Annotated in this window: 17 protein-coding genes; 13 read left to right on the top strand and 4 right to left on the bottom strand. The window is 36.9% G+C overall.

All coding sequences use genetic code 11. The annotated features are described in order from the left end of the window. The first annotated feature begins 83 nt into the window (after window positions 1–83). From KW850_RS23165 to KW850_RS23220, 12 genes are all read left to right on the top strand, one after another. Complete coding sequence (locus tag KW850_RS23165) at window positions 84–842, top strand: GTP cyclohydrolase II (RefSeq protein WP_218350123.1); 759 nt, start codon at window positions 84–86, stop codon at window positions 840–842. Beyond that, window positions 835–1941 (top strand): bifunctional diaminohydroxyphosphoribosylaminopyrimidine deaminase/5-amino-6-(5-phosphoribosylamino)uracil reductase RibD, encoded by a 1107-nt coding sequence (ribD, locus tag KW850_RS23170; protein ID WP_218350124.1) that lies wholly within the window; start codon window positions 835–837, stop codon window positions 1939–1941. Before KW850_RS23165 ends, ribD begins: the two co-directional genes overlap by 8 nt. Next, window positions 1941–2516, top strand: a complete 576-nt coding sequence (locus KW850_RS23175) for a 5' nucleotidase, NT5C type (protein ID WP_218350125.1) — start codon at window positions 1941–1943, stop codon at window positions 2514–2516. Before ribD ends, KW850_RS23175 begins: the two co-directional genes overlap by 1 nt. Window positions 2517–2696: 180 nt before the next feature. Continuing rightward, complete coding sequence (locus KW850_RS23180) at window positions 2697–3878, top strand: hypothetical protein (protein WP_218350126.1); 1182 nt, start codon at window positions 2697–2699, stop codon at window positions 3876–3878. A gap of 115 nt (window positions 3879–3993) precedes the next feature. Beyond that, a complete protein-coding gene (locus KW850_RS23185; RefSeq protein ID WP_218350127.1) occupies window positions 3994–4950 on the top strand; it encodes an NAD-dependent epimerase/dehydratase family protein in 957 nt (318 codons plus the stop codon). Then, the gene (locus tag KW850_RS23190; protein ID WP_256358400.1) at window positions 4931–5881 is read left to right on the top strand and encodes a lysylphosphatidylglycerol synthase transmembrane domain-containing protein; all 951 of its coding nucleotides are present in this window, start codon (window positions 4931–4933) and stop codon (window positions 5879–5881) included. The genes KW850_RS23185 and KW850_RS23190 overlap by 20 nt, the downstream gene beginning before the upstream one ends. Continuing rightward, a complete protein-coding gene (locus KW850_RS23195) occupies window positions 5878–7335 on the top strand; it encodes an alkaline phosphatase family protein (RefSeq protein ID WP_218350129.1) in 1458 nt (485 codons plus the stop codon). The genes KW850_RS23190 and KW850_RS23195 overlap by 4 nt, the downstream gene beginning before the upstream one ends. Next, window positions 7332–8105 (top strand): glycosyltransferase family 2 protein, encoded by a 774-nt coding sequence (locus tag KW850_RS23200; protein ID WP_218350130.1) that lies wholly within the window; start codon window positions 7332–7334, stop codon window positions 8103–8105. The genes KW850_RS23195 and KW850_RS23200 overlap by 4 nt, the downstream gene beginning before the upstream one ends. A gap of 98 nt (window positions 8106–8203) precedes the next feature. After that, window positions 8204–8956, top strand: a complete 753-nt coding sequence (locus KW850_RS23205) for a hypothetical protein (RefSeq protein WP_218350131.1) — start codon at window positions 8204–8206, stop codon at window positions 8954–8956. A gap of 35 nt (window positions 8957–8991) precedes the next feature. Next, window positions 8992–9915 carry an FTR1 family iron permease gene (locus tag KW850_RS23210; RefSeq protein WP_218350132.1) on the top strand — a complete coding sequence of 308 codons (924 nt, stop codon included), beginning with the start codon at window positions 8992–8994 and terminating at the stop codon, window positions 9913–9915. 67 nt (window positions 9916–9982) lie between these two features. Next, window positions 9983–11446, top strand: coding sequence for a hypothetical protein (locus KW850_RS23215; protein ID WP_218350133.1), 1464 nt, complete (start codon window positions 9983–9985; stop codon window positions 11444–11446). A gap of 50 nt (window positions 11447–11496) precedes the next feature. Further along, the gene (locus KW850_RS23220; protein ID WP_218350134.1) at window positions 11497–12831 is read left to right on the top strand and encodes a UDP-glucose dehydrogenase family protein; all 1335 of its coding nucleotides are present in this window, start codon (window positions 11497–11499) and stop codon (window positions 12829–12831) included. Window positions 12832–12908: 77 nt separating this feature from the next. On the opposite strand, the gene ald is transcribed toward KW850_RS23220, so the two are convergent. Beyond that, on the bottom strand, window positions 12909–14042 hold the full coding sequence (gene ald / locus KW850_RS23225; RefSeq protein WP_218350135.1) for an alanine dehydrogenase: 1134 nt from the start codon (window positions 14040–14042) through the stop codon (window positions 12909–12911). 129 nt (window positions 14043–14171) lie between these two features. Then, the gene (locus KW850_RS23230; protein WP_218350136.1) at window positions 14172–15425 is read right to left on the bottom strand and encodes a PucR family transcriptional regulator; all 1254 of its coding nucleotides are present in this window, start codon (window positions 15423–15425) and stop codon (window positions 14172–14174) included. Window positions 15426–15744: 319 nt separating this feature from the next. Between KW850_RS23230 and alaP the strand changes: the two genes are divergently transcribed. After that, the gene (alaP, locus tag KW850_RS23235) at window positions 15745–17145 is read left to right on the top strand and encodes an alanine permease AlaP (protein ID WP_218350137.1); all 1401 of its coding nucleotides are present in this window, start codon (window positions 15745–15747) and stop codon (window positions 17143–17145) included. A gap of 61 nt (window positions 17146–17206) precedes the next feature. On the opposite strand, the gene KW850_RS23240 is transcribed toward alaP, so the two are convergent. Beyond that, window positions 17207–19438, bottom strand: coding sequence for an MMPL family transporter (locus KW850_RS23240; RefSeq protein WP_218350138.1), 2232 nt, complete (start codon window positions 19436–19438; stop codon window positions 17207–17209). A gap of 57 nt (window positions 19439–19495) precedes the next feature. Further along, complete coding sequence (locus KW850_RS23245) at window positions 19496–20128, bottom strand: TetR/AcrR family transcriptional regulator (RefSeq protein ID WP_218350139.1); 633 nt, start codon at window positions 20126–20128, stop codon at window positions 19496–19498. Window positions 20129–20179: the final 51 nt, after the last annotated feature.

The following is a 20179-nucleotide window of genomic DNA, read 5'->3' on the forward strand; positions in this document are numbered from 1 at the left end:
GATAGCCCATTTTTATTTAGAAAGGAAATCATTTCATGAATGTATAGGTTGATGTAGTGAACACTATGCTTAAAAGGGGATAAATGACGATGAAACAAACACTCAGCCCAAATGTTCTATCTGTTTTAGAAGACAAAATTAAATTAATTAAAACACAAAAAGGAGCAATTTACATAGTCGGTCCGATAAGGCTCCCAGTTAATTTATATGGTGAAACGGTCGTTTTCCATTGGTACTGTTGGCTGAATTGCAATGAAGTAACCGAAGATTTTGAAAGAATTATTGAAAAATTATCTTCGGTCAACCTAGCCGAGTTTCAACAATCCAGTGTTTTAGTATATGGTGATTTTGAATATGCAGATGATGCAATCATAAGATTTCATTCGATTTGCCATACGGGGGATATTTTCGGGAGCAAAAGATGTGATTGTGGTTTCCAATTAAAACAATCAATGAAAATGATTTCAGAACATGGTACGGGAGCATTATTTTATTTGGCTAACCATGAAGGAAGAGGAATTGGACTATTTAGCAAGGCGATGGCATATGTACTTCAGGAAAACGGATATGACACTGTTGAAGCAAATGAAGGCCTTGGATTTGTAGATGATTCCAGAAATTATGGAGATGCTATTTTAGTCCTTAAAGCATTACGATCAAAACCTGTAACACTTATGACAAACAACCCGAAAAAATTAGCAGCCTTAAAAAACGCTGGTTTAGAGGTCTCAGGCAGACAGCCTTTATGGGGAGATGTATCTGAGTATAACGAAAAATACCTTCAGACAAAAATAAAACGTTCGGGTCATTTAAAAGATAAGGAGACTTGTCCAAATGACTAACCATGAATTTTATATGGATTTAGCTCTAAAAAATGCTAAAGCTATGAAAGGACAAACAGATCCCAATCCACTTGTCGGGTCTGTAATTGTGAATGATGACCGAGTAGTCGGATTCGGTGCTCATTTAAAAGCGGGAGAGCCGCATGCTGAAATTCACGCTCTACGAATGGCTGGTGAAGCAGCAAAGGGTGGGACCATCTATGTGACATTAGAACCATGTTCCCATCATGGCAGGACAGGCCCTTGTGCTGTTGCCATCGTTGAGGCTGGAATAAAAAAAGTTGTTATTGCGACACTTGATCCCAATCCGGTTGTTTCAGGTAATGGGGTTAAGATTCTAAAAGATGCAGGAATAGAAGTAATCATTGGAGTTCATCAAGAGGAATCCCAGAAGATGAATGAAGTTTTTAATAAATTTATTGTGGAGAAAAGGCCATTTGTCACATTAAAATCAGGGATTACCTTAGATGGAAAAATTGCCACTTACACTTCCCATAGTAAATGGATTACTTCGGAAGAATCCAGACATGATGTCCACCACTTAAGAAATGAAAATATGGCCATTCTCGTAGGTGTCAATACAGTGATAAAAGATAACCCAGAATTGACAACGAGAATACCAAACGGAAGAAATCCAATTCGTGTCATTCTTGATACCACGTTAAAAATCCCATTAGAATCAAAAGTGGTTACCGATAACCTTGCTGAGACCTGGATTTTTACAAGTGAGAATTATGATAAAGAAAAGGAAAAAACCTTAACGTCTTTAGGATTGAAAGTTTTTGTTACAAATGGAGTGGAAAAAGTAGATCCAAAAGAAGTTGTGCAAGTACTAGGAAAGAACCTAGTTTCTTCTGTATTAATAGAAGGCGGAGGGACGATTAATGCATCTTTCCTAGAAAATAAATGTATTGATAAAGTAATACTATACTTTGCCCCAAAATTAATCGGTGGTAAGGATGCACCAACATTCCTGGAAGGGACAGGAATGGAAAAGATGGGAGATGCGGTAGAGCTATTAGACACATCTATCATAAAAATTGGTAAAGATTTTAAATTTATTGGCTATCCAAGTTATACAAAAGAGGGAATTAAGTAATGAGATTTGGTTTTGATATAGACGATACATTAATAAATCTACGAGAGCATGCCTTTAATATATACAATCGAAGGTTGAATCAAAGTGTTCCGATTGAAATATTTCACAATCTCAAAAGAGTTGAAATACATGAGCCATTTGGGTTGACTGAAGAACAAGGGAAAAAAATGTGGAATAATTCTTTAGAAGAAATTTATTATACATCATGTCCTGCCTTCCCAAGTGCTGTTAAAACCTTGCAAGAACTAGATAAGAAAGGGCATGAAATATACTATATTACGGCAAGACCTAAAGAACATGGTGAACGAACAAAGGAATGGATGAGAGAAAACGGCTTTCCTGTCAATGATGAAAGATTTTTTTATGGAATGCAAGATCATGAAAAGGTAGAAATCATTAAAAAGTTACATCTCGATTATTATTTTGATGATAAACCTGAAGTATTAAATACATTACTTAACCATTCAATTAACATTTTTCTCAGGGATCAATCCTATAATAGGCATCTGGATTTACCCCGTATTAAACATTGGACTGATCTTGAGGAAATAATTAAAGTTAGTAAAAATTTATAGAAGATAAAAGCTATCTTGTAACTGCAAGATAGTTTTTCTTTTGTATTAAAATTTTAAAGAGTGTCTTTTTTATAACAATCTTTCAAATACCATTGACATTGATAATCATTCTCTTTATAATTATAAATGTAAATGATAATCATTATCAATAAAATAAAAAAACAAACCGGGGGAAACACAATGTCGATCAAATTTAAACTTCTAGCAGCTATGGCAGCCCTTTCATTAGTTCTTGGAGCTTGTGGGAAAGCTGAAGAAACAGCTAGCAAACCAAAAGTAGAAAGTAAAGAAAAATCAGCAGAGAAGAAAGAAACAGAAGTAGAAGAAAAAGAAAAAGTAGCGTATGCTGATGTATTTACTGAAGCTACTACGGAACTTGAAAAAGCAAAAGAAGGAAAAGATGTTGATTTTGATAAAGTAATAGATTTATATAATAAGAATTTTAAAGAGCTAGTTCAACAACGTGACGCAGAATTTGAAGACACAATCGACGAAAAAATCACTGCAGCTCTATCGGCAGGTAAAGACGGATCAATGGACAAAGTAGTCGTCAAACAAATCTTTGATAAATTAATGCAAAAGGTATTTTATACATCTATTAAACACGATTTTACAGAAGTAACTGAAAAATGGGGTAACACAGAAGAAGTGAATGCAGAGCTAGAAGAAGCAAAAAATTATTATGCCATTCTTAAAACAACTGTAGAAAAACGTGATGCTGCATATGGTACTACCCTTGTTAGTGTAATTGATGGTGGATTCAGCGAAATCGAGACAGCGGTTAAAAATAATGATCAACTTAGCTTTAACTTAGGTAAGCAAGTGGTTGACAAAACATTAATGAAGACATTCTATCTTGCAACTGGTGCACTTCCAAACGGATATGCAACAAAGGCAGCAGCTGAAGCGGGTAAAGACGCTGCACTTGCTAAGGTCGAGCAAGCAGAAGGCTGGGCATTTTACCAATCTCTAAGCAGTTACTTGAGCAAGCATGCAGCTGATGAAACTGCCTTCATTGAAAAACAATTCAATCTTGAATCTGATGTAAAGACATTAGATCCTGCTGCTGTTAACAAAGCGTTCGTCCGTGGTTTTGCGAAAATTGCTATTGATGAATACGGTGAGAGTAAGGAATTATTTGGTGAAGATAAAGCGGTTATCACTGGTTTAGAGGGTGCGTTATTTATCGATATCATCGGTGAAGATATCAAAACCCTTCTTGGTGAAGATGCTTATAAGACATTAACTGAAAAGGCACAGAAATATGTTGAAACAGCCAAAGCTAAAGATAAAACTGCTGGTGAAGAACAATTGAACGAGTTAATTTCCACTCTGAATACAATCGTAGAAAAAGCGAAATAATGCAGAGGAAAAACCTTGGTTAATAAACTCAAGGTTTTTCCTTTTTTCTCGGATATGAGAGAATAATGTACATAATTAATGGTGATGAACAAAATAGGTATAGAGGTGTTATAAATTGAAAGTACTAGTAACTGGGGGAGCGGGGTTTATTGGCTCCCATCTTACAAGGAGATTGTTGAAGGATGGTCATGAGGTTTTAATCATCGATGAACTGCATCCTTACTATTCTGTCGATAGGAAAAAGCGCCAGCTAGAATTTGCAAGTCAAGCAGGTGAGTTCGCTTTCTTTCAAAAAAGTCTTCTACATGACGAAGTGGAAGTGAAAGAAATCTTTCTCTCCTACAAGCCAGAAATAGTTATCCATCTAGCTGCAATTCCTGGTGTACCCCATTCTATCGCGGCACCGAATGAGTATGTTGACTACGATATTAAAGCCACCATTAATGCACTACGATTTGCGGGTCAATCAAACGTAAAACATTTTATTTTTGCTTCTTCCTCATCGGTTTACGGAGATCAAAAGAACGTCCCACTTCGAGAAGAAATGGCTATGGGAAAGGTTGTTTCTCCTTATGCGGCCGCTAAGTTTGGGGCTGAATCTTTTTGCCATGCTTATTCTTCATTATTTGACTTTAAAATTTCGATTCTTCGCTTTTTTACGGTTTATGGACCATGGGGGAGGCCGGATATGGCCATCACAGGATTTATTAAAAAGCTTCTTCATAAAAAGGAAATTACGTTGTTTGGAAATAGTACTGCTAGAGATTATACATATATAGATGATTGCATAGCAGGGATCATTAGTGCATTTAATCAACCTGAAAGAGTCGGTACTTATAATATTGGGTCGGGTAAACCGATATTTATTGAAGAATTAGTAGAGTATTTAAAACTCCATTTTTCTGATGTATCTGTAAAACAAGGAGCCTTTCGCCAAGGTGATGTCAATTCCACATGGGCGGATATTTCGAAAGCACAACAACAACTTGGATTTTCCCCTTCAGTACCTTTTTCAGAGGGACTTGCTAAAACCATTGAATGGGCAAAAAAACATGTTTCAGAAATTAGTTAAACGTTTTATTAAAGTGACAGGATTCATTTTAGCAGGGATTTTTATCCTGTTGTCCTTGCGATATTTTCATGCTGGGAATTTTCTTGAGTCGTCCAGAATATTTTTTTTAGACAATCCTTTGATTATCATAATGGTAACCGTTGGTTACCTGTTTTCATTTATCCTCAGGGCCGAAGCATGGAGACAATATTTGGGAAAGAACGTCAGGTTTTTTAACTGCCTTCAAGGAGTGCTGTTAAGTCTTTTTGTAAATCATATTACCCCAATTAAGGTTGGGGATGCAGTTAGGATTGGTGTTTTGTCCTGGAAAGAAAAAAACATAAAGCCTGATATTTCAGCACACTCGGTAGTTGTACTCAGATCACTTGATATGTTGTTCCTATTGATATTTTCCATAATAGGACTTGTGGCATTTTCAAAAGCGTTTATCTTTCGCTTGTCTCTTGGAGTATTAATAATTTTAGTTCTAAGTATTTTTATCGGGATATTTATAGTCTATAAATACTGTCCACTCTATGTGGAGAGGCATATCTTATTATTAAGAACAAGCTTAAAAGGTTGGAATGGAGTTTATATTTTTATCCTAATTTTATTAAGCTGGTGCTTGGAAGGAGCAGTTTTGTGGGGAGTCACAGCTTCGTTAGGAAATGGTCTTCCTATTTATAAGGCCATCTGGGTAAATTCTATAACTGTGGGTGGCCAGGTATTTCAAATTACACCAGGGGGAATATCTACATACGAATCAGTCATGACTGCAGCTTTAACTAGTTTTGGTTATCCTGCAAAGGATGGATATATGGTGGCGCTTATTAGCCATAGTTATAAATTTATTTTTTCCTATTTCGTTGGTTTCCTTCTATTGATATATTCACCTGGAATAAATATTAAACAACTTAAAGCGTTTCTAAGAATGAGAGGAAGACAAAAATGAAAAAAGCATCTCGTTTTGAAAAAGTAGCGGCTAGGTGTTGGAACCTGTTGAATGAGGGAAAGCCGTTTACTCCAATATTCACCATCGGCATCATGCTGATTTATTCCCTGCCAAAGTTGGGATCTCTTTCTTACTGTTTAGATCTTTTCATAGGGTTATTAGCAATCTTACCTCTATTAATTATTTACTACTTGTACGATTATCCATTATTTTTAAGAAATTATTTATGGATCCCATTTACTGCCTATCTTATCATTTGGGATCATGTAAATCTTAGTTTGCTATTTACAGGGATCGGTTTATATTTCTTCTTTACAGTCTTTTTTTGGGGTACATTCTATTACCATTTACGAATCGGTACCTCTTGGCTTAACTTTACCCGTTTCTGGAAGCTCGTTTTAAAAAATAGTGATTCAACTAGTGGGAATGCCCAAGAACAATTGCCGAAGTTTCTTTTGTTATTATCACTGTGGAATTTGACTATTGAAAACCAAACTTGGTCGGGAAGTGAAATTGGAGTAATCGTCCTCTTTTATATAGGAATTCTATTGTTTTCTTGGATTCTCCATAAAAATCTATTTGATTGGAAACCGAAGATTATTCCTACCTTTACTGCAAATGTTGAGGAGCGGACAGATGCAATAAATAAAAAAGTTATTGTTATGGTCATTGACGGAATGAGGAAAGAACGCTTTGAGGAAGCGAACACCCCGTTTCTAGACTATTTGAGAAAAAATGGAACAGACTATACTAGAATGGAAACCGTATATCCAGCAAGAACTGTAGTTTGTTTTTCGTCGATGTTTACAGGGACTTATCCATTTGAACACGGAATAAAGTCGAATATGGTGTGGAAGCTGGGTATTAAAGTAGAGAGCGTTTTTGATACATTACGAAAAGTAGGGAAAAAGGGCTCATTATTAGCCGTAGCCCATCTCGTTGATTCCTTTGGAAAGGATGTAGAGACATTTACGGCTGTGATGCACAATAATGTTGTCGATCGTAAAATTATTGAACGAGCGAAGAATATCATGGAAGAACAGGATCCCGATTTGCAAATTGTACAATTAATAAGTACAGACCAAACCGGACATAGCCGCGGAGTATTATATGACGAATATATTCAGAAAATCGAAGAGGCTGACGCTTTGGTTAAAGAATATTTTGAATGGTTAAAAGAGAGAGGTAAACTGGAAAATTATACGTTTATTGTATGTGCTGACCATGGCCAAGCTGATGGGATTGGTGGACATGGCCATCTCGATGAAGGTGAAAGATTTGTTCCGTTTTTTATGTACGGTTCGGCGATTGAAAAAGGAAAAAGTGTAGAGGAAAAACATAGTTTGGTTTCCCTCGCTTCAACGATTTCCTATTTAATGGGAGCACCATTTCCTAGTCACAGCCGTGGACCAGTATTAATAGAGGCAGTAAGGAAGGATGTTATTAATCAATGAAGCAGCAAAAAGTAATTGTCTTTCTTCCAGCTTTTAATGAGGAAGAGTCGATTGCCCAAGTCATTCATAAAATACCTCGAAATTTCGACCCGAGGGTAAAGGTTGAGGTTCTAGTTATAAATGACGGGTCAAATGATCGAACGGTTGACCAAGCTTGGATGGCAGGGGCAGATTATGTCCATACCTTTGATAAAAACCATGGTTTAGGTGCTGCTGTTCGTAAAGGGTTGGAGCTTTGTGTTTTAAATGGAGCCGATATTGGTGTAATGATAGATGCCGATAACGAATACCCAGCTGAGCAGATACCGGATTTAGTCAAACCAATCTTAATGGGGACAGCCGATTATGTAATGGGGTCTCGTTTTAAGGGCACCATTAAGGGGATGAAGTGGAACAGGAGAATCGGGAATTATTGCTTCACGTTGCTACAAGCCCTATTGCTAAGAAAATGGATTTATGATGGTCAGTCCGGGATGAGAGCTTTTTCAAGATTAGCGATGGAAGAAGCTGAAATCGTCCACGATTATAACTATGCACAAGTAGTCACGCTAAATCTAATAAGAAAAGGATTTCGGATGAAAGAGATCCCGATTCGTTATCAGGTCCGCAAAACAGGTGAATCATTTATCAAGTTTCGAAGTTATATGACAGCGGTCTTACCGGCGATTTTAAAAGAAATGAGAAGGCCAGTAAAAAAGGTTATCCATAATAAGACAACATCTAGTCTAAGCATTAGGGGGATACAAACCTTGGATAACAAGGGAGATTAGTTAGGAAGTTAAATATGATAAATATATGACATTCTAAATCCTTGCATTGACAGCGAGGATGATAATCATTATCATTATCGATATAGGAGGAAATTCTTATGAAAAAATTTTTTGTATTATTTTTTACTATCGCATTAATTTTTAACAGTATTCCTTTAAGTAGCGCATTTGCCTACTCCTATGGGGATCCGAATGAGGAGAAGGTAGCTGAAGTTTATAAAGAAATGATAGTGAAGCTTGATGAGAATCCTCCCAATTTCAATTCCGCCCAAAAAAATTTTGAAACCGTTAAAGAAGAAATTGATATGCATATGGGCCCAGAGCCTGCTAAGTTAATTCTCAATAACCTTAAAGATAAAGACAAGGAAGCTACCATTAACAATATGGAAAAACTTCTGGTATTAAATATTGCAAGGCGTTTAGAGAGTATTGAAAAAAACTTTGCTGAATATGACACAACGAAAAGGCTCCTTGCTAAAGCATTTGCTACATATGATGCGTTGTCGCCTATAGTGGAAGCTGAAAAACCCGAGAATGATAAGAAAATCAGAACTGATTTTGACCAGGCACTTGAAGCATTAGGAAATCCCGGATTGTTTGGTGTCGGGAAAAAAGAGGCAAATTTAGACGCATTTAAGGAAAATAAAGAAGATATTCTAAACTCATTAAAAACTGAATTCAAGTTAAAGAGCCTTGATGTCGGGCATTTTTCTGAAAGTGCAACAGAATCAGGAACTGCTAAAAAAGACTGGACGGATATTTCGAATATCAAAAACTGGATACCACTCGTAATAATCGCAGGTATAATCATAGCTGTACTGATAGTTGTTATCCGAAGAAGAAGAAAATAGAAACTGATACAACACCATTGGGAGGGGACACGGCTGTGGAGATTCAAGCACTATTAATTACATTCCGCGAAGTTTTAGAAGCTTTGTTGATAGTTGGCATCATAACTACCTATCTTAAAAGAGTAGACCATAAGCAGTACACGAAATATGTTTGGTTAGGAGCAGGTCTTGCAGTTTTGGCAAGTGTTGGGGTAGCCCTCCTATTTCAAATTGTTTTTACTGGTTTCGCTGCAATGGGAAGCGAAATGTACCTGAAAATAGGCATTATGCTCGTTTCGACCGTATTATTAACCCAAATGGTATTCTGGATGGCCAGTCACAGCCGTGATCTAAAAGGAAACATGGAAGGGAAAATGAATAAGTTTATTTCTACTGGTAATGTAGTAGGGATGGTTATCCACTCCTTTCTTGTGGTCCTTCGTGAAGGTGTGGAAACCGTGTTCTTCTTTGCTGCAATTACAGGGGGAAACATCGGTGCTGCAATGCAAGGATGGGGCGCGATTACTGGTGTGGCCATAGCCGCCATTGTCTCTTATTTGTTCTTTAAAGGAACGATGAGGATTCCGTTAAGCAGCTTCTTCAAGTTAACCGGTGCTTTTATTATTCTTATATCTGCTGGATTACTAGTACAAGCGATTTCCATGATGCAGGACCTTAACATAATTGGCAGTATTATGCCACATGTGTATGATCTTACTTGGTTCCTGCCAGAGCATCCGATTGATTACACACATTATCTTCGTGATACAGGTTCTGCTCCGCTATTATCAGGAGATATTGGGATATTTCTCAAAGCTCTGTTTGGCTATTCTTCCATGCCTTCTATTGAAGAAATACTGGCATATATCGGATACTTTGTTGCAATTATATTGCTTACTTCTTCCAAACCTGCAGGAAAAAAGCAAACAAAGGAAACGAATTCACAGACAGCCAACATACTTAAAACACAAGCGAAATGAATTTGAACATGTAAAGTACAAGGCCGCTGCCTTGTACTTTTTCTCTACATAAGGAGGTGTTTTTTTATTGTCCAATCTTGACTTGAAAAAAGGTCTATTAATAGTTTTTAGTATAGTTGCTCTGTTAATAGTTTTTGTATCTCAACTGTATTTTATTAATCCATTTACCTCATCGTGGGATCAGGTCGATTTTGCGCTTGCCGTTAAGCGTTATGATTTAATGGCCATGCAACCGCACTTCCCTGGGTACCCTTTTTTTATTCTAGGAGGTAAATTCATTCATCTTTTTGTGATGGACCCATCCAAGGCATTAACTATTTTTAATATCATTTTTTATGCAAGTTCTATTATCCCAATTTATAAATTGTCCAGTCGATTTATGCATAAGTCATTTGCTAGTTTATCTACTGCAATTATATATTCAGCTAGCTATAGTGTTATTATGGTTAATCAGCCGATGTCAGAAGGAGCAGCACTGGCAGCATTTTGGTGGTATTTATGGAGTCTTCTTTTTGCGTTAAACAATAAAAATTCAAGAGCTATCATCATACCCTTGGGGCTTTTGAGTCTTATGTTGGGTATTCGACTTTCCTACTTGCCATTTGCAACTGGTATTATCTATCTGTTTTTTTGGAAAGTAAAAAATGATGGATTTAAAATGAAAGAGATTGTATATTATTCTGTCTTGGGGGGGATCTTTCAAGCAATATGGGTAATGGGACTTGTCATTTCAGAAGGAAGTATACTCGGCTTTATTAAGCTTTCTTTAGCGTTTACCAGTGGCCATTTCAATGATTGGGGAGGTACGGTAGAGGCAGCTGATATTGGTTTATTTGATAGAATTACGATTTTTTTATCGAGAAACATCCTATGGACAGGGATTGCCTCTGAATCAATGCTTAGTGCATTCATTTATATTTTCTTTCTCATTTATTTATTTTCTAGGGTGTTCAAAAAACAAAAAAAATCATGGCCATTTATGAACCTTCTATATATAATGTTTAGCAGTTATTTTGGTTGGGCACTTTTTGCACAAAATGTAGAGAAGGCTAGACATGCGCTCCCGCTTGCGGTCTTATTGATATTTTTCCTTTGTATTCGTCTTTTTTCACAAAGAATCCCTTTCATAATAGTAGGACTCTCCATTTTCCTCCTAGGGCATCAAGTAAATCAAAATGTCACCCTATTAAAGGCGGAAGCAACAGAACTTCCATCTGTTTATAAAATGAATGCATTTATAGAGAAAATGGATGAACCTGTTATACTCTACACATGGGAAGAAACGAGGGTACTGCAATATTTAGATGTTTCATATACACATAAGAGGATAGAAACCTATCAATATTTCCGGTATGATGCGAAATATTTTAAAGGAAGAACAGTGCTACTAACAGATAAAGTGATTCAAGGATTTAAGTCACAAGGCGTTTCAATAGATGGAAAAATCAAAAAGATAGCAACGTTCCGTTCTAACGAGCTTTTTGATCCAGTTTATCACGAAATAATTCTATATAAATGGCTGGAAAAATGAACTGAGGATTAATTATTAAGTAACACTCAATATGGAAAGGAAAATATTCATTGAAAAAAATAGCTATTGCGGGAACAGGATACGTAGGACTTGTCACAGGGGTTTGTTTAGCAGAAATCGGCCATGATGTGATTTGCGTGGAACGGGACCATCATAAAGTTAGGACATTAAACAATGGGTATTCCCCCATTTATGAGCCCGGATTAGATGAACTGTTGAAGAAAAATATTGCGGAGGGGAGGTTACGTTTTACAAGCAGCCCTACTATTGGCTATAAATCTGCTGAAGTCATCATGATAACAGTAGGAACTCCCCAAAATGAAAATGGCGCTCTTGATTTACTGTATATTGAACAGATATCAAAGGAAATCGCCAGGTCAATAAAGAGAAATAACGTCATAGTCGTTACGAAAAGTACGGTACCAGTGGGAACGAATAAAAAAATTAAAAATTGGATTCAATCAGAGATGCAATCAAGTCTTAAATTTCAACTTGTTTCAAACCCTGAATTTATCAGCCAAGGAACGGCAATTTATGATACTTTTCACGGTGATCGGATAATTATTGGATCTGATAGTAAGGAAGCCCTCAATACTTTGGAAGAGCTATATCGGCCGATTGGTACTCCCATTTTTAAAACGGATATGAATAGTGCTGAATTAATAAAAGTAGCATCAAATTCATTCTTAGCGTTAAAAATTAGTTACGTGAATGCTCTCGCAAGCCTTTGTGAACATGCTGGCGGAAATATTGAAGACGTCTCATTTGGAATGGGGTTGGATACAAGAATCGGATCATCATTTCTCAAGGCAGGAGTAGGTTTTGGCGGTTCATGCTTACCTAAAGATACCCACGCACTAGTTCAGATGGGGAATGATTCAGGGGAGGCTTTTAACCTCATAGAGGAGGTTATTAAAGTTAATAAAAAGCAGGAACTTAAGCTAGTGGAAAAGGCATTGAATCGATTTAAAAGTTTACGTGGGAAAAGGGCTGCAATACTGGGGCTTTCATTTAAACCTAATACAGACGATGTTAGGGAAGCTGTTTCGATTAAGTTAGCAAAGCGACTAGTTCATGAAGGGGCGACAGTAATTGCTTATGATCCTGTATCAATTCCAAATGCAAAAAAAGTATTAGGAGAGCAAATATTTTATGCAGATACGGTCGAGGAAGCTCTTCTATATGCAGACCTTACGTTCATTGTCACAGAATGGGAGGAAATTAAAAATCTACAATTAAATCTCTTCAATGAGTTAATGAAAGAACCGGTTATCTTTGACGGAAGAAATTGCTTTCATTTAGAAACCATAAAAAAATATCCAGTTGAATACTATTCAATTGGAAGACCTATAGTAATTGGAAAAATAAGCACATTGCATCAATAAAAGGCAGCTGGTCGATATATCTGCCTTTGTATTAAATCAAAAATCCCCTCAAGAGTTTCTTGAGGGGATAACTACAATTAAAACGCAGTTAGTTCTTTTTCTAATGCCTTTTCTACTGTTACATAATTATAACCTAGGTCCTTTGCTACTGCTTCATACGTGATTTCTCCATTGGCAACGTTAACGCCAAGATTTAAAGCAGCATTTTCAGAAATGGCCTTGAAAACCCCTTTATTAGCGATTTGCAATGCATATGGAACCGTCACGTTTGTAAGAGCAATGGTTGAAGTTCTTGGAACGGCACCAGGCATATTAGCAACAGAATAGTGAACAACACCATGTTTGATAAATGTTGGATTGTCATGTGTTGTCACATGATCGATTGTTTCCACGATGCCACCTTGGTCAATCGCAACATCGACGATAACTGAACCAGGTTTCATTGATTTAACCATTTCTTCAGTAATCAGCTTAGGAGCTTTGGCACCAGGGATTAATACCGCACCAATAAGAAGGTCCGCTTCTGCCACTGCTTCTGCAATATTGAATGGATTAGACATTAATGTTTTGATTTGATTTCCAAAAATATCATCTAATTGACGAAGGCGTTCTGCGCTTAAGTCAATGATAGTTACGTCAGCACCTAAACCAATGGCCATTTTCGCTGCATTCGTTCCGACAATACCACCGCCGACAATGGTAACTTTCCCGCGGTTAACTCCTGGTACACCTGCAAGCAGAATACCAAGACCACCATTATTCTTTTGCAAGAACTGTGCACCAATTTGTGCGGCCATACGACCTGCTACTTCACTCATTGGGGTAAGTAATGGAAGAGTCCGATTAACAGCTACTGTTTCATAGGCAATAGCGATGACACCTATTTCTTTAAGAGCCTGTGCTAATTCTGGCTCTGCAGCAAGGTGTAAGTAAGTAAATAAAACTAAACCTTGACGGAAGTACTTATATTCACTTGAAAGAGGCTCTTTCACCTTCATAATCATATCTGCTCTAGTCCAAACTTGTTCAGCACTATCAATGATCTCAGCACCAGCTTTGGCGTAATCTTCGTTAGTGAAACCGCTTCCAATTCCTGCGTCTTTTTCCATTAAAACGATATGGCCGTCATTTAGGAATGAAACAACACCGGCTGGAGTTAGTGCTACACGATTTTCATTATTTTTAATTTCTTTAGGTACACCAATAATCATAAGTAAATGTCCTCCCCTAGGTACATATAAGTGTTTTGCTATGGCTAAAGTATAGAATGTTTCCTAGAGAATTTCTTTGTTCAGAAAAGAGAAAGATGATCATACTTTTTGGGGATTTTCACAAATCGTTCAAATCCCCTGATATTTTTCCAACTTTAAATCTAAGTAAAGGATCATCTTTTGATTAGGATCTTTGAAATTAACATCCCCAATTTCCGCGATTCTTTTAAGTCGATAATTTAATGTATTGGCATGGACATTTAGTTCCTTAGCTGCATCGTTAATGTTGTTATCTTTATTTAAGAAAACCTCTAATGTTTCGATTAAGTTGCTATTATGCTTTTGGTCATATTCATGAAGCCGTTTTAAAGAATAATTTTCATAGGCTTCGGTTTGTCTTTTTTCTAAAATCAGATCGAAAATTTGATAAATGCCGAGTCTTTGATAATTAAAAATCTCCTTAGTCTCGAGAGGGAATTTTTCTTTAATTGATAAAACAGCCAGTGTTTCCTTATATGCTTTATTTGTTTGTAGATAATCCTCATAAATACTGCTATAGCCTGGTTGGATCTCCTTTATTCCATATCGTTCACTCATTTGCAGGATGAAGAACTTTACAAATTGATCAAGTTCATTGAAAGGGTTCTCAATATTAGTTGTTGAGACCAATAGAATGAGTTGATTGCAGTCAATTGTATAAAGAATGATTTTTATCCGTTGATTTGTTTTTAATAGATAGGAGATGGATTGCTCTACTTTGTTCGTGATATTTTCTCTAAACTGAAAAACAAGAATCGCAAAAGTGGAAGGCGGTGTTAATTGTAATGAATGGAAATGATCAAAAATCTCTTCTTTTTCTTTTAAATGACCTGTTAAAAGTTTCCAAAGAAATTCTTGTGAGCGCTCTTCTTTTTTGTTCTTTCTGGTCTGAAGTTGTAATAATTTATTTTTTACGGAATCTGCAGCTTTCTTTAAAAGAATGAAATCTTCATCAGTTAAAGATTTATCAATTTCGATTGCCCAAATAAATCCGATCACTTCTTCTTGCTTCCAAATGGAAATGGCGACTCGATTATTAAGACCGATATCGCTCATGTTTTTCACACGGATAGGATCTTGGGTCTTAAGTAAAGCAGGAATCGTTCCTTCTTTCCATAATTGATTAATGACTTTTTCCGGAACCCTCCGTCCAATGATGGTAGAAATTCTTGCTGGATCCGTCCGTTCATCATGAGTACTATAGGCAAGTAATCGGTGGTTTGCATCCTCAATGGTAATAGGGCACATTAGTACCTGACTAATAAGGTCGGCAAATTCATCTAAGCGATCAAAAGCAGTCTTAAATGGATCATGTAGTCTAGTATTCAAAATGATTACCCCCATTAATGTATAATGCTCGATGTTATTCTTATGAAGTTTTTACATTGTCTTTGTTTAATTTTACAAAAATTATAGAACAATTTCATGTAATTTTACAAAATAAATACTATGCAATAATGTTAAAATAATTTCGAGTAATCCTAAAAGAATAAATATTTTAACAAATCAATCTTCTGAAAGCGTTACCAATAGGTAAAAAGGAGGTATTCATAATAAAAGGCTTAAAAGTTGAGACTAACATTGCTATAGTAATAAAGTAAAGAAATTATTCAAATGGGATGAGAGAAATTCTAAATTCTATACATAAAGGGGAATGATCTATATGAGTAAAAACACTCATGATAAAGAGCTTCACCGTGGTTTAGAAGAAAGGCATATCACCTTGATGTCTTTAGGGGCAGCCATCGGGGTAGGGTTATTTCTTGGTTCTGCAACAGCTATAAAAATGGCAGGACCAGGTATTTTGGTTGGGTATGGTGTTGCTGGATTAATCATGTTTTTTATTATGCGTGCATTGGGAGAAATGGCGATTCAAAAACCGGTAGCAGGTTCGTTTAGTAAATATGCTCGTGATTATTTAGGACCACTTGCTGGATATATAACAGGCTGGAATTATTGGTTTTTATGGGTTGTAACTTGTATGGCTGAGATTACAGCTGTAGGAATTTACATGGAGTATTGGTATCCGGATGTTCCACGGTGGATCTGGGCACTTAGCGCACTAGTCATAATGGCAACAGTTAACTTCCTTGCGGTAAAAGCATATGGTGAATTAGAATTTTGGTTTGCGCTTATTAAAATTGTTACCATTATTGCGATGATTGCCATCGGTATTGGAATGATTTTCTTTGGAATTGGCAATGGCGGTATTGCAACAGGAATTAAGAATTTATGGGAGCATGGCGGTATTTTCCCTAATGGGATTAAAGGTGTTTTATTATCATTACAAATGGTTATGTTTGCTTATCTTGGGATTGAAATGATTGGGGTTACAGCAGGAGAGGTTAAAAATCCTGAAAAGTCCCTTGCGAGAGCAATAGATTCTGTTTTCTGGCGAATTCTCATTTTTTACGTAGGTGCGTTATTCGTCATTATGTCTATCTATCCATGGGAGGAAATTGGTACAAAAGGAAGCCCATTTGTACTTACCTTTGAACAAATTGGAATACCAGGAGCCGCTGGTATCATTAACTTTGTCGTACTAACAGCCGCATTATCATCGTGTAACAGTGGGATTTTTAGTACGGCACGGATGCTATTTAACCTTGCACAACATGATGAGGCGCCAAAGAATTTCGCCAAAGTAACGAAGAGTGGTGTTCCGGGTGTTGCAGTTATAGCTTCAGCAGGTGCTTTATTGATTGGTGTTATTTTAAATTATATTGTTCCTGCAAAAGTTTTTACATGGGTGACGAGCATCGCAACCTTTGGAGCCATCTGGACATGGGGCGTCATTCTTTTATCACAAATTCGCTATCGTAAATCCTTAAAACCGACTGAGGCGAGAAGTCTAAAATATAAGATGCCGCTTTTCCCTTTTACTTCTTATCTTTCATTAGCCTTCTTAGCATTTGTGATTGGGCTGATGGCGTATAATCCAGATACAAGGATTGCATTAGTAATTGGACCTTTATTCCTCGTCTTCTTGGTTATAGTTTATTATGGAAAAGGGTTTCATAAAAGAGGTTCAATCGAGGCTAAAGAAGAAGAACGAGTAAGTTAAAAGAATTAGATACAAGAAAAAGCAGTGGGAGTGATGTGTCCCACTGCTTTTTTGATAGGAATTAATTTGCCGTATTACGTTTTACAGCCGAAATGTGTTTTTTTGATGGCCAGAAAGCCCATTTGCCCAGTAAGACTGTTATGGATGGTACAAGTAATGGTCTTACGATGAAGGTGTCTAATATAACACCGATGGCGGTGATGGTTCCGAAATGAACAAGGACTTGAATGGGCAAGGTCGTTAAAATAGCAAATGTTCCGGCCAGGATAAGTCCTGCCGAAGTAATGACCGACCCAGATTCCGCTACACCTTCTTTAATGGCTTGTAGAAGGGGTAAGTGTCTGCTTTTTTTCCATATGCTCGAAATCATAAAGATATTATAATCTTCCCCTAGTGCAACAATAAACACAAAAGCATAAAGCGGAATAAATCCTTGGATCGCTTCTACCCCGAACAGATAATGAAGAAGAACCCAGCCCAGTCCAAGAGCACTAAAGTATGATAATAGAACAGTACCAATTAAATAGACTGTTGCTGTAATGGAGCGAAGGTATACAAGCAGCAGAACAGCAATGATACTAATCACAATGGGAATGATGATATTACTATCCTGACTGGTTGTCTGTTTAGTGTCGTATTGTTCCGCTGTTAAACCGCCAATCCAAACATGATCAGACACATTAGCTATTCCAGCTTGTTCTAAACTATTTTCCACATTATTGCGAAGCCCCTGAATATGCCTCATTGCCTTATTAGAATACGGATTGACATTCATTTCTACATTATAGCTAGTGATATTTTTATTATTTGCTCCTTGTTTACCCTCGGAAACTAGTTCGACGTATGCGAGTTTCTCTAAATTTTCTTTTACAGGACTTGATTTTCCATCCGTTTGAACAATTACTAGAACAGGTGCTAATTCACCTGGGTTGAAGTGTTCGGAAATGATATTGAAGCCTTCTCTTGACGGCATATCTTTTGGAAAAGAAGACAATGTATCGTAAGTGTAAACAATTTTGGATGAAAAAAAAGCAAAAATACCTAAAAATAATAACGAAACAATCATCAGCTGGAGTGGCTTTTTCACAATTAGGTTTCCAAGTCGTGAACCAAACCCCTTTTTATTTTTAGGCAGCTGTAGAGTTTTTCCCTTTCTTTTTGCTCGTTCCTCCTGCATGGCCCTGGTCCGCGGCAAAAACGGATAAAAGGAGGCTCTGCCAAAAATACTTAAGAGTGCAGGAATAAGTGTTAGACTGGCTGCCATCATAATTAGGATAGAAAGACTAAATGGAATGGCAAAACGGTGGATCGCACCATATTTGGATAGTAAAAGCACTAACAATGAGAAAACAACCGTTAGCCCACTCATGGCGATTGCGCCAGAAGCCCCTTTAAGTGAAAGCTTCATTGCAGTAAGTTTATCTTTTTCTTCAAGTAAATTGCTTCTAAATCGGGAAATGAGGAATAAACAATAATCGGTGCCAGCACCGAAAAGGAGTACCGTCATAATCGATAGGGCTTGTGAGTCCAGTTCTACCCAGCCCGCCTTTGCAATACCGCCGAGGATGGGACTAATGATACCATAGGCAATCCCAACCCCTAATAATGGGATCAACGCTAATACAGGCGAACGATAGATTAGTAATAATAAGACAAGAACAATGGCAACCGTCCCAAATAGTAAGGAAAGGTCTCCTTGACTAAATAAAGCTGTTGCATCTGTTGAAATCCCGGCTGGTCCGGTAATTCGTAATACTATTTGATCCTTATCACTAATTTTTGCTTTATTTGGATCCTGTGGAAAGATTATTGTAGCTTTTTCTTTAAATGCTGAGAGGCCATCAGCAATTTTCTCCTTGTCCGTATCTCTTTTAAACGTAACAGGTAAAATTAATGTTGTTCCATCCTCTGAGAGCTGTTGTTTAAGAGCTGGAAGTGGGAGTTGATAAAAAGGGACAACAGAATCCTGGGAGTCTACTGGATTTTGATCTAATTCTTTGGAATATTTTTGTATGAGTGCAAGATCTACTTCCGTCAATCCAGTTGCTTTATACCAAGTTAACAAAGCAGGAATACCTGAAGTTGATGGGAATTCTTTCTCTGCAATGATCTTTGCTTGTTGTGACGGTGTGGATGTTTCTAAATTAGAAGCCATCTCATTCTTTTGCGAGTTTGCTTGTGGAAGAGTTCCATTTAATACTGTTGCTAGTAACAGCCAGATCAAAAGAACAATCCATCTGCCTTTCTTTCCGCTTACAGCATTGCCATACATCTTAACCCATTGTTTCTCCAATTTGTTCACACTCCATTCTTGTTTCCTTATCAATTGATAAGTTGTTGGTAAAAAAAATTATGCTCTCATCCCGTAAATAAAAATTTTAACCATTAATTTGGCTTTTTCCTCCGCCTTTGTTTGTCTCTCCTTCACAGAGAGTCTTGCGGTATTTTCAGGTTCTAGAATAGATTTAATAAAGTTTAATATCAAATAGGCTAATTGCGTGGTAGTAGTATTCATCCTTGCTGGATTTTTTATTTCTTCCTTTGAAACCCCATCATTAATCATGTTTTCAACAGGAGTTAAAAATGCTTTAATCCACGATTGATAAAGTTGTTGCTGGTCGTTGGGGTGAAGTTCATGTGAAATATCATGAAACATTTGGGACATATCCATTTCAAAATGAGCCGCCATATAAAGTGCAATTTGTGTAAGCCTTTCCTGAAAGGTAGTGAATTGTGATAACAGACCATTTAGGTCAACTTCAGTTTGGTGAAGAGTTTGCTGCATCACAGCAACATAAAGAGTTTGCTTGTTTTTAAAATGATGATATAGCGCCGGCTGTGTAACCCCACAAATTTTTGCAATTTGCCTTGTGGATACGGCACGATAGCCTTGTTCCATAAATAGGCCCCGCGCAGTCTGAATAATCAATTGGTATGTTTCCGTTTGATTCATTGCTTTAGCTTCCATGTTCATCTTACTCATAAAATATGGGTCCTTTCGTCGTTATTACCTTATCAGTTGATAAGTACACTA

It is taken from the genome of Bacillus sp. sid0103 (assembly GCF_019219025.1).

Coding starts and splice junctions, on each gene's coding strand:
- KW850_RS23180 (WP_218350126.1), top strand. CDS start 2,697: ATGTCGATCAAATTTAAACTTCTAGCAGCTATGGCAGCCCTTTCATTA.
- ribD (WP_218350124.1), top strand. CDS start 835: ATGACTAACCATGAATTTTATATGGATTTAGCTCTAAAAAATGCTAAA.
- alaP (WP_218350137.1), top strand. CDS start 15,745: ATGAGTAAAAACACTCATGATAAAGAGCTTCACCGTGGTTTAGAAGAA.
- KW850_RS23175 (WP_218350125.1), top strand. CDS start 1,941: ATGAGATTTGGTTTTGATATAGACGATACATTAATAAATCTACGAGAG.
- KW850_RS23190 (WP_256358400.1), top strand. CDS start 4,931: ATGTTTCAGAAATTAGTTAAACGTTTTATTAAAGTGACAGGATTCATT.
- KW850_RS23200 (WP_218350130.1), top strand. CDS start 7,332: ATGAAGCAGCAAAAAGTAATTGTCTTTCTTCCAGCTTTTAATGAGGAA.
- KW850_RS23230 (WP_218350136.1), bottom strand. CDS start 15,425: ATGGGGGTAATCATTTTGAATACTAGACTACATGATCCATTTAAGACT.
- KW850_RS23205 (WP_218350131.1), top strand. CDS start 8,204: ATGAAAAAATTTTTTGTATTATTTTTTACTATCGCATTAATTTTTAAC.
- KW850_RS23195 (WP_218350129.1), top strand. CDS start 5,878: ATGAAAAAAGCATCTCGTTTTGAAAAAGTAGCGGCTAGGTGTTGGAAC.
- ald (WP_218350135.1), bottom strand. CDS start 14,042: ATGATTATTGGTGTACCTAAAGAAATTAAAAATAATGAAAATCGTGTA.
- KW850_RS23165 (WP_218350123.1), top strand. CDS start 84: ATGACGATGAAACAAACACTCAGCCCAAATGTTCTATCTGTTTTAGAA.
- KW850_RS23245 (WP_218350139.1), bottom strand. CDS start 20,128: ATGAGTAAGATGAACATGGAAGCTAAAGCAATGAATCAAACGGAAACA.